This window comes from Nocardia sp. 852002-20019_SCH5090214, from assembly GCF_001665865.1.
In the GTDB taxonomy this organism is placed as follows: Bacteria; Actinomycetota; Actinomycetes; order Mycobacteriales; family Mycobacteriaceae; genus Nocardia; species Nocardia nova.
The window spans coordinates 1-9,995 of sequence record NZ_LZMK01000428.1; the positions used below are offsets into that span (position 1 = coordinate 1).

The 9,995-nt window shown below is 67.6% G+C and carries 9 protein-coding genes; 4 read left to right on the plus strand and 5 right to left on the minus strand.

The window, feature by feature from the left end; genetic code table 11:
- Positions 1–190: 190 nt before the first annotated feature.
- Positions 191–718, minus strand: coding sequence for a MarR family winged helix-turn-helix transcriptional regulator (locus tag A5780_RS36900; RefSeq protein WP_227462665.1), 528 nt, complete (start codon positions 716–718; stop codon positions 191–193).
- 451 nt (positions 719–1,169) lie between these two features.
- Between A5780_RS36900 and A5780_RS42350 the strand changes: the two genes are divergently transcribed.
- The 3 genes from A5780_RS42350 (at position 1,170) to lipB (ending at position 3,699) form a co-directional block, all read left to right on the plus strand.
- Positions 1,170–1,664, plus strand: a complete 495-nt coding sequence (locus tag A5780_RS42350; protein WP_227462666.1) for a transglycosylase SLT domain-containing protein — start codon at positions 1,170–1,172, stop codon at positions 1,662–1,664.
- A 122-nt stretch (positions 1,665–1,786) separates the two neighbouring features.
- Positions 1,787–3,016: a DUF475 domain-containing protein gene (locus tag A5780_RS36910; RefSeq protein ID WP_081879556.1), complete on the plus strand. Its 1,230-nt coding sequence runs from the start codon at positions 1,787–1,789 to the stop codon at positions 3,014–3,016.
- 47 nt (positions 3,017–3,063) lie between these two features.
- Positions 3,064–3,699, plus strand: a complete 636-nt coding sequence (lipB, locus tag A5780_RS36915) for a lipoyl(octanoyl) transferase LipB (protein WP_030516050.1) — start codon at positions 3,064–3,066, stop codon at positions 3,697–3,699.
- Here the strand turns inward: lipB and A5780_RS36920 are convergent.
- From A5780_RS36920 to A5780_RS36930, 3 genes are read right to left on the minus strand one after another with little or no spacing between them, the layout of a single operon-like run.
- Positions 3,657–4,664, minus strand: coding sequence for a hypothetical protein (locus A5780_RS36920; RefSeq protein WP_064911330.1), 1,008 nt, complete (start codon positions 4,662–4,664; stop codon positions 3,657–3,659). The genes lipB and A5780_RS36920 overlap by 43 nt on opposite strands.
- Positions 4,661–6,064: an aminotransferase class I/II-fold pyridoxal phosphate-dependent enzyme gene (locus A5780_RS36925; RefSeq protein WP_064911331.1), complete on the minus strand. Its 1,404-nt coding sequence runs from the start codon at positions 6,062–6,064 to the stop codon at positions 4,661–4,663. The genes A5780_RS36920 and A5780_RS36925 overlap by 4 nt, the downstream gene beginning before the upstream one ends.
- On the minus strand, positions 6,061–7,110 hold the full coding sequence (locus A5780_RS36930; protein ID WP_063012134.1) for a helix-turn-helix transcriptional regulator: 1,050 nt from the start codon (positions 7,108–7,110) through the stop codon (positions 6,061–6,063). The genes A5780_RS36925 and A5780_RS36930 overlap by 4 nt, the downstream gene beginning before the upstream one ends.
- Positions 7,111–7,497: 387 nt before the next feature.
- Between A5780_RS36930 and A5780_RS36935 the strand changes: the two genes are divergently transcribed.
- Positions 7,498–7,974, plus strand: coding sequence for a hypothetical protein (locus A5780_RS36935; protein ID WP_063012136.1), 477 nt, complete (start codon positions 7,498–7,500; stop codon positions 7,972–7,974).
- Here A5780_RS36935 and A5780_RS36940 read toward each other — a convergent pair.
- The coding region (locus tag A5780_RS36940) for an MFS transporter (RefSeq protein ID WP_082976935.1) at positions 7,947–9,995 on the minus strand (2,049 nt) is incomplete at its 5' end. The genes A5780_RS36935 and A5780_RS36940 overlap by 28 nt on opposite strands.

Consider the following 9,995-nt stretch of genomic DNA (forward strand, 5'->3'; position numbering starts at 1 on the left):
GACAATCGCCACACTCACAATATTCTGATCCAGCGCCGCCAAGAACATCCCCAGCAACAAACCGGACAAAATAGTCAAAATCTGGCGATGCGACAGAGACGGTCGCACGTCCGCCGGCGGCGCGACGGTCGGAGCGTTCGGCTGCGCCGGCGGAGCCTCACTGGTCGAAGTCGTCATGTGTATGTAAGCCCTAATTCGAATCGGCTGTTGCAGTGGATTTTTCGGCTGTGGATTCCTCGATGCCGCTGACGAGCAGCTCGAGGAGATCGGTCAATCTGGCCCGTTCGTCGGCGGGCCACTCGGCCATCACCTCGGCCAGCCAGCGGTTGCGGTTTCGACGGTTCTCCTCGAAAACCCGCACCCCCTCGGCGGTGGGCGCCAGCACGCAGGCCCGGCCGTCCACGGGGTCGGCCCGGCGTTCCACCAGGCCGTGTGCCACCAGCGATCGAGTCTGCCTGCTGATGGTCGATGTTTCGGTATGCAGGGTGTCCGCCAGCTTCCCCGTCCGCTGCGGACCGTCGTGGACCAGGCAGAACAGTACAGAATAGGCCGATCGCTCCAGACCGTCCGGACCGTACTTGGCTATGTGCGATTTGGTTCTGCCGATCGCCCGCATCAACCGGATCAGCTGGCCGCCGAGTCGATCGGCCACATCCTGTTCGGTGACGCCGGCGCTGTGTTCGATGCCGTGCTCGCCCGGGCCTACATGGTTACGCAAGCTACCGCCTTCGGCCCGCGTGCTCACACGGGGATCACGGGCATCGACGACCATGACCGAGCTTCCTTCTCCCCACGACGCATTTGATTAGCATGTACAACTAGTTGCTGAGGCCAACTATACATACGTTCGGAACCCACTCGCACGTACCCCGGCCCACACCCGGGAACGCCGGGCCGGACACGCCGAGCGCAATCCGGACATCCCGTGATTACCGATGGTTTGCTCGAACTGTCGCATTTCCGACTCTGATCGATCGGCAAGTCGACGCGGAAGGACCGAGCTGACCATGTCTGCGCCAATCGAGCCCGCCCGAATTCCGGCCCAGCCGACAAATCAGACCCCGAACACCGCGGATTCCGCAACGCATTTTCCGGCGGCCTTCGCAGCGCCGATCGACTCGGCAACCTCGCCGCCATCTTTCGACCCCACTCGGATCGCAGGCCAAATTGTGACCGAGACGACACCGGCGCCTCAGCTTCGCCGCGCCGCTCTCGCCGCATTCTGCGCGCTGTGGCTGGTCGGCGCGCCGGTGGCCCTCGCCGCGACGGCCGGCGCCGACTGCGGGCCCGCGTGCGCCGACACCTCCGGATCGGCATCCGGTTCGGCCTCGGGTTCGGCGGGATCCTCCGGTTCCGCCACCGCGGGTCTGCTGCTGGGCCTGCCGATGAAGACGGTCGCCCTGACGATCGTCCCGGCTCCGCAGTTCCCGTCGTTCGACAACGTGATCACGCACGAGAGCAGCTGGAATCCGTTCGCGGTCAATCCGGAATCGGGCGCCTACGGTCTCGGGCAGGCGTTGCCGCCGGAGCGGATGGCCTCGCACGGGGTGGACTGGATGGTCAACCCGGTGACCCAGATCCGCTGGACCTACGACTACATGGTCGAGCGGTACGGCAGCCCCGACGGAGCCTGGGCGTTCTGGCAGTCCCACCACTGGTACTAGCTCTCGATTGTCGCCGGACCGCTTCAACTGTCACAATCGAAGGCAGGGTTGCGAGCACTCTGAATGCTGTAACCCGCGAGGTCATACCCCCCGCGGGTGTCGAATTGACGAAAGGCATCGGCATGTTCGTGCGAGTTTTCGCCCTGTCGTTCCTGGTTGCCGCGGCGTCTCTAGTCGTCGCGCTGCTGTACGGCGGGCCGGAGGCCGTGGTGCTGGTCGCGGCCCTCGGCGTTCTCGAGGTATCACTGTCGTTCGACAACGCGGTGGTCAATGCCAGTGTCCTGCAGCGGATGAGCGCGTTCTGGCAGCGCATCTTCCTGACCGTGGGCATGGTGATCGCGGTCTTCGGTATGCGCCTGGTGTTCCCACTGGTGGTGGTCGCGATCGGGGCGCATCTGGACCCGATCGAGGCGCTGCGGCTGGCGATGAACCCTCCCGCCGGCGGCGCGCCGTTCTTTCCGGACGGCCGGCCCAGTTACGAGACGCTGCTCAACGACGCCAATCCGAAGATCGCCGCCTTCGGCGGCATGTTCCTGCTGCTGCTGTTCCTGAACTACATCTGCACCCAGCGTGAGGTCACCTGGCTGAGCTGGCTGGAGCGACCGCTGGCGCGGATCGGGCGGTTCTCGATGTTCACGGTGGTGATCGCGCTGATCGCGCTGGTGCTCACCGCCGGTGTGCTCGCCCCCAACAACAAGGCCGACGTCGTCATGGTCTCCGGCGCTCTGGGCATGGCCACCTACTTCCTCGTCGACGGTCTCGGCGCGCATTTCGAGAACGAGCAGCCCGGCCAGGGCCCCTCGCGCGCCGCCGTTCTGACCGGGCGCGCCGCCTTCTTCGGCTTCATCTATCTGGAAGTGCTGGACGCCTCGTTCTCCTTCGACGGCGTGATCGGCGCCTTCGCCATCAGTGCGGATCCGATCGTCATCGCCTTGGGACTGGGTCTGATCGGCGCGATGTTCGTCCGTTCGATCACCGTCTACCTGGTGCGGCGCGGCACCCTGGCCGAGTACATCTACCTCGAACACGGTGCGCACTGGGCGATCGGCGCCCTCGCGGCGATCCTGCTGGTCTCCACCGGCCACCATCTGAACGAGGTGGTCACCGGCCTGCTGGGAGTGGGGATCATCGCCGCGGCCTACCTCAGCAGCATCGTCCACAACCGGCGCCACCCGGCGCCCGCCGCCACCGAGACCGAGCTGGAGCATCTGTCCCTCGGCGGGGACGAACTGACGCTGCGCGGCGACACCGGCAAGCTGTCCAGCCTCGACGCAGGGTTCCCCATCGATCGGGTCACGCTGCCCGGCGACGCGCTGCCGCCGCGGGACAAGCTGAATACCGAAGCGTTCTGACGACTACTGCGCGAGTTCGCTGTCGACCCCGGTCGTATTCTCGGAGCATGAGGTCGCGGCCGCTGACACTGATCCAGGACGAACTCGTCGACTACGACAAGGCCATGGAGCGCATGGCCGAACTGGTGGAACAGCGCCAGCGCGATGAACGACCGGATACGTTGTGGCTGCTGAGCCACCCGCAGGTCTATACGATCGGGCGCCGGACGCCGAGTGCGCATCTCCCTGACCCCGACCACGGGATTCCGGTGGTCGAGACCACCCGCGGCGGGCAGCTCACCTATCACGGCCCGGGACAGCTGGTCGGATATCTCGTGGTGAAACTCGGGGACGGCGAGGGCGTGGTGGACTACATCCGCGAGGTCGAGCACCGCCTGGTCGCCGCACTCGACCGGCTGGGCATCCGGGCGCAACGCCGCGACACCCCGCCGGGTTCGGAACTGCTCACCGGCGTGTGGACCGTCGAGACCGGCCGCAAGATCGTCTCCATCGGCATGCGGCAGAGCCGCGGCGTCACCAGTCACGGATTCGCGCTGAACGTCGACGGCGATCTGGAGCCGTGGCAGTGGGCCGTCGCCTGCGGACTGCCCGATGTGGATATGACGTCGGTGCGGCGCGAACAGCCGGGCGCGCGAATGGATCAGGTCCGGCCGATCGTGGCGGAGGCGTTCGAGGCCGTCTGAGCCTCCGGCAGCCCGGAGTCCGCCAGTCGCAGTATCGACGCGGTTACCGCCGCGCTGTAGGCCCGGCTGGCCGGGGCCGGTCGGCGCGCCGGATAGTTCGAGCGGTGGGTCACCACGACGCCGTTGCCCAGCACCACGGTCGCGTCGGTGACGGTCGCCGCGCAGTTGCCACCGGCCTTGGCGGTCAGGTCGACCACGACCGCACCGTCCCCGAGCGCGTCGAGTGCGGTCCGGTCGACCAGCAGCGGCGCCCGTTGTCCACGGCGCACCGCGGCGCAGAAGACCAGATCCGGTTTGTCCGCGCGGATCCGCTCCAGGACCCAGGCGGCGTCGACCTCACCGGACCAGTGAAAAACATTGGGGCCCTGCGCATCCAGGGCCTGCCGCAGTTCGGGCCGGCGCCCCAGCACCACCGGCGGTTCGGCCCCGCAGGCGGCTGCCGCCGCGACGGCGGACAGTCCCGCCTGGCCGCACCCCAGGATCAGTGAGCGGATCGGCCGGCGCACGGTGCGCGGCACCAGCCGCCGGCCCGCGAGATAGGCCACGCTGCCGGCGATCCGGCTCATCGCCGAGAGCGCGTCCAATTCACCGGTATCGCGCGAAAAGAGTTCGACCGCAATCGATTCCACGCCCAATTCACGCAGTTCGGCGATCTGCGGGGCTCGCCGCAGCGGATCCTGGAAGCCGATCAGCGTGAGGTGCGGCCGCCGCGACATCGTGCGCAGATCGTGGGTCGTCGGCTTCACCCACGCCAGCACATCGCAGGCCGCGACCACGGTGCCGGGATCTACCGCGACGGCAGCCCCCGCGGACCGGTAGGCCGCGTCGCCGAAGCCCGCCGCCCGCCCGGCATTCGCCTCCACGACGACCCGCATCCCCGCCGCGGTCAGGCATCGCACACCGTCCGGTGTCAGCGCCACCCGCCGTTCCCGGGCGGCGGTTTCGCGCAGCACGCCGACGATCACGCCGGTGGCTCCGCGATACCGCGCCGACGCAGGATGTCGCGGTAGGTGGCACCACCGGCCAGGTCGGCGACGAGCCCGCCGAGCCGGTCGAACAGTTCGTCGATCAACTCCCTGGACTCGGTGCCGGGGCCGCGCCGGGGCGCGAGGACGTTGAGCCGCACACCCCGCCGCGGTGATCCGGTGCGGCCCAGCGCGACGCTGTCGATTCCCGCGCCGGCCAGCAGCAGATCCTCCAATGCGGCACTGTCGCCCACCCCGGCCGCGTCCAGGAGGGCGGAATCGGCGACCACGGACAGGAACATGCTGGCCCCGGAACCCAGCGGCCGCAGTGTGTTCGATCCGAATTCGGCATTGATCGCCGCGATCCGCTCCAAGGCGGTGTCGAACTGTTCGCGCACCAGCTTGCGGTTGTGCTCGAAATACGCGTCGGGCGTATGGTCCAGCACCGCGCGCACCAGATGCGTACTCTCACGCTGAAAAGCGATCGTGAGTCGCGCCCGGATACGCTCCAGCCACCGCGAGTCCCCGGAGCAGGCCGCGCCGAGCTTGCACGGGCCGAAGGCGTTGTAGCCCTTGGAATTGCCGGTGACGGACACCATCCGGTCGTACAGCCGGACCGGGCCCTGCGCGGTCGGCACCTCCAGCGCGGCGAGCGGAATGTGCCCGCCGACGATCCGGTCGAAGGCCATATCGCAGACCACCGGAACATCGGCGGCGACCAGAACCGCCGCCAGTTCGCGCAATTCGTCCGAGGAGTACCGCGTGACGACGGGATTGCCCGGCAGCGTGAGCAGCACGGCACAGACGGCGTCACCGTGCCGTTCCAGTTCGCGGGCCAGTGCCATCGGATCGATCCGGAACGAGTCGTCCGGCGTCGCCTCCGGAACTACCACTCGCACATCGAATTTCGCGATGTGGGTGGCGAAGTTCTTGTAGAAGCCCTCGGGACAGACGATCACGCCGCCGGGCCGCACGACCGTGGCGATCACCTCCTCGAGCATCAGCATGCTCGAATACGGGCAGACGACAACCTCTTCGGGACGGACCCGGACACCGGCCACTCCGTCGGCGGGGCGGTGCAGCCGGTCGAACAGGTGGGCGGCGGCCGACTCCCGCAACTCCAGCGGTTGCCGCTTGTCGTAGTCCGGCAGGCCGCGGCGCCGGATCCGATGGGGCGCCAGATCGTTCCACGCCCGCCGCAGGGCGCGCGCCGCCGCCGGATCGATCTCGAATCCGGTCTCGCCGTGATAAGCGTCCAGCACACCGTGGTACCGGCGACCGGATCGGCCGAGAAACGGCACGCTCTCCGGCAGCTGCCGGCGCAGTTCCTTCTTGCGCTCCTCCGAACGCAGAATCAGCGCGGCGGCGGCGCGCTCGGCATGCCCGGGGCCGGTCGTCACAGCCGCCCTGTTTCCAGCGGCGCTTGGCCCGGCGTCGGGATTTCGTCCCACGCTCGAACGAGCGTCTCGCGGAACAACTCCCGTCCCTCGCCGTCACCCAGACGCTCGAATCGGGCCAGTCGGGGATCGGCCAGCAGATCGTTGACCACGATCGCCGAACCGATGCGCCGCAGGTCGTAGAGCTTCTCGAAGCGCCGGACCGCGAATGCCACATCATGTTTGAGCACCGAGAAACGCGTCGCGACCCGGGTCTGCCGCGAATAGTCGTATTCCCCTACGCAGACGTATCGGTCGTCGACGACGAGCATGCTCTGCGCGTTGCGCGCGTGCTCACGCTTGACCAGCACACTCTCGACACCGGAGCGCGCCTGCCACCACAACTTGTCGTCGTAGGGCCACACATCCTCGATGCGATCCAGAACGTACATGCGCCGCACCGTGACTCGCGGCTCGTGCACCGAATCGGCGAGGCGCACGATCGCGGCGTGGTAGTCGTCGCCGACGTCACCACCGATGGTGCCCAGGTCGGCGGTGTGTATCGCGCGAACGGACTGCTCGGCCTGCTCCAGAATGGTCAGCCAGTCGTTGACCGTATTCCACTCCCACACCGTCGCACTGCGCGAAGGTATCTGCGCCAGGAGCTCTTCCGCGCGTTCGAGCTGGCGGGCGGCGATGAGGCGCAGCGGCTCCACCTCCTCGCGCGCACCCCGGGCGTCGAGCACGGTCTGGGCGATCGTCAGCACCCGATCCACCACCGCGGGGTCCTTGCCGAGGAGCACGTTGAAACGCATCCGCAGGTCGTAATGCCCGCCGGGTTCGGACGAGCCGGCGACGCCGTCCATCGGAAGTTCCTGCCCCAGCGCAGAACTCAGACGTTCCCGCAGCGGCAGCGGCGGCACCCGGGTGCCGTTCTCGATCTGCTGCACGAGGCTGCGTGAACAGTCCGCCTGTTTGGCCAGCGCGGCCTGGGTGAGACCGGACTCGATACGGAGCCGGCGCACCAGTTCGCCGATCCGTTCGCCACCGTCTGGGTCAGATTGTGTCACGATGCGGAATTCTAATCACATGTGGCCCATTGCATCATCAGCTAAACATCAATTTTTCATTACTCCGATGAACGCACCTCGAACACCGCTCGTCGATAACTCGAATGCGCTGGGCCCGCTGCGGATTCTGCCACAAGGCGCCCGAACTCCTTCCGCGAAGCCAACTTTCACCCCTTCGTACCCGCCACTGGTAATCAATGCGGATACTCTCTGGGCATATCTGATTCAAGATGGGCATTGAGGTCTCGAAGATATCTCAGATAAGCACAGATGCTTAGTTGACAGCCCCGGAAAGCCGTCCTTAGCATTTAGCTATAGCCACCGGCTCTCCGTTTATCGGAGCGGCAATGACCGCCGCAGCGGCCGGCTTGGTGGAAGGGGAATGCCATGACGCTTCATATCACCGACTGGTTGATGACCAGCGATGTCACCCCGGAATCTGCCCAGCGTCTGCCCTCACTTCCCGGGCAGTGGCTGCTGAGCTGGCTGCCCGGCGAGCTTCTGACCCAGGAGCAGGCGCTGAGCGGCATGATCGTCGACGAGATCCTGTCCGATCCGGCTTTCGTGGACGACCTCGGGGCCGTCGAGATGGCCACCCTGCACGCCGCCGAACTCGGCATCACTCTGGACGAGGCGGTGATCCGGCTGTGTGCCCGGGTCCTCGAGCGCACCGCCCTGCGATCCGGCGAAATCGGACCGGACGATATCGAGCCCGGGGATATCGGGCCGGGCGACAGGGGGGCGAGCACCACCGAATACGGCCCGGTCCGAGGCCACCCACACCTACCGCACGCCCACCGCACCCCGGTCTCGCCGCACCGGCCGCGGCATACCGATCACGATCTGTCGGCGGCGCCGTCGTAGCAGAGCCGCAGGTCGTGGGCGCTCCGCTCGCCGTCGACCGCGACGCGCGCACTGGCGGGCGGATAGCCGCGACCCACCACCGTGTAGTCCCCGGCGGGAAGATCGTCGATCCGGTAGCGACCGTCGCCGTCCGTCAACGCGGCGGCCACCACCGTGCCGCCCGAGTCCAGCACCGCGACGTGGGCATGGGCGACCGGGCCGCGCTCGGAGCGCACCCGGCCCGACAGCACCGCCGTCGGCGCGAGTTCGATGTCATAACGCAGCATGCCGGTCGCGGGCACGGTCAACGTCGTGGCATCGGGCCTGCGATGTCCGGCGACCGCGACCAGGGTGTAGGTGCCGGCGACGATGCCGTGACAGGCGTAGGCGCCGTCGGGTCCGGTCACCGCCGCACCGACGACCTCCCCCCGCCGATCGGTCAGCGTGACGGTCACGTCCGCGAGGGGCCGGCCCGGCCCCTCGGTGACGATGCCGGACAGCTCCCCGGCGCCCAGCAGGGTGAGGTCGGCCGTCTGCGGCTCGGCACCGATCGCGACGTTCACCGCGGCGGGCTGATGCCCCTCGGCGGAAACGATCAGCACATGGTTCCCCTGGTCCGGCGCGCTCAGGCGGTAGGCGCCCGCGCCGTCGGTCGCGGCTCGGGAAACCTGATGTCCCCGTTGGTCGATCAGGGTCAGCGCCGCGCCGGATACCGGTTGCCCGTCTTCGCGGTGAATGCGTCCGGACAGGGGCGCGTCGCCGGCGCTCTCCGGGAACGCGGCGTGCGCCCCCGTTCCGGCGGGTGCCGGTTCCGGCCGGGCGGCTCCCTCGTCGTCCTCCCACAACGGCTCTCGCTCCCAGGCCTCCGGCTCCGACCCGGCCGTCTCGGCGTCGTCGTCGGGCGCCGTGTCGAGGTCGAGCACGGCCGGCTCGTCCGGTGCCGACTCCGCGCGCTGCGGCTGCGCCGGTGGCGTCGGACTGTCCTGCAGCGGAATCTCTTTCATGAACAGCAACACCACACAGGCCAGCAACGCCACCCCGGCAGCGGCGTAGAAGACGCCGTGCAGGGATTCGGTGAAGCCGATGAGAATCGGATCGCGCACCTGCGCCGGCAGCGCCGCGATGCCGCTGGTGTTGGCCTGCAACTGGTCGAGTTTCCCGGCGTCGAATCCGGGTGGCAGCACACCACCGAAGGCGTCGATGATCTTGTGCGGCAACAGATTGAACAGAATCGTCAGGAAGACCGCGACACCCAGCGTGCCCCCCATCTGCCGGAAGAATGTCGCCGACGCCGTGGACACACCCATATCCGACCGCGGACCGGCATTCTGCGCCGCGATGATCAACGTCTGCATACAGCCACCGAGTCCGAAGCCGATGACCGCGCTGTACACCAGCGGTTGCCAGAGCGGGCTGTCGTAATGCACCTGCGCGTACAGCGCCGCCCCGCACGCGATGACGAAAGTACCCAGCACGGGCAGGATCTTGTACCGGCCGGTGAGCTTGGTGATCTGCCCGGCGATCAGCGAGCCGATCATGATGCCCAGCACCAGCGGCAGCATCAGCAATCCCGCCTTGGTGGGCGAATAACCACGCACCACTTGCAGATACAGCGGCACCATACTGATCGCGCCGAACATCGCGATACCGACGATGAAACCGCCCAGAATGGTGATGGAGAACGTCGAATTCCGGAACAGCCGCAACGGAATCAGCGCGGCGTCCTTCATCAGGAATTCCACGAGGAGGAACAACACCAGGCCGGCGGCGCCGATCCCGTAGCAGAGCAGCGCCCGCGGCGATTCCCAGCCCCAGCCGCGGCCCTGTTCGGCGACGATCAGCAACGGCACCACACAGATCGCCAGCGCGATCGCGCCGAACCAGTCCACGCGATGCCGCTGCCGCTCGTGCGGCACGTTGAGCACCTTCGCGACCACGGCCAGCGCGAGCACGCCGATCGGCACATTCACCAGGAACACCCAGCGCCAGCCGTCGATCCCCCACAACGTGTCGTAATCGGAGAAGAAGCCGCCGAGCACCGG

What these genes read in the sequence shown, in the direction of transcription:
- A5780_RS36910 (WP_081879556.1), top strand. Translation starts at nt 1,787, where the DNA reads ATGTTCGTGCGAGTTTTCGCCCTGTCGTTCCTGGTTGCCGCGGCGTCT.
- lipB (WP_030516050.1), top strand. Translation starts at nt 3,064, where the DNA reads ATGAGGTCGCGGCCGCTGACACTGATCCAGGACGAACTCGTCGACTAC.
- A5780_RS36935 (WP_063012136.1), top strand. Translation starts at nt 7,498, where the DNA reads ATGACGCTTCATATCACCGACTGGTTGATGACCAGCGATGTCACCCCG.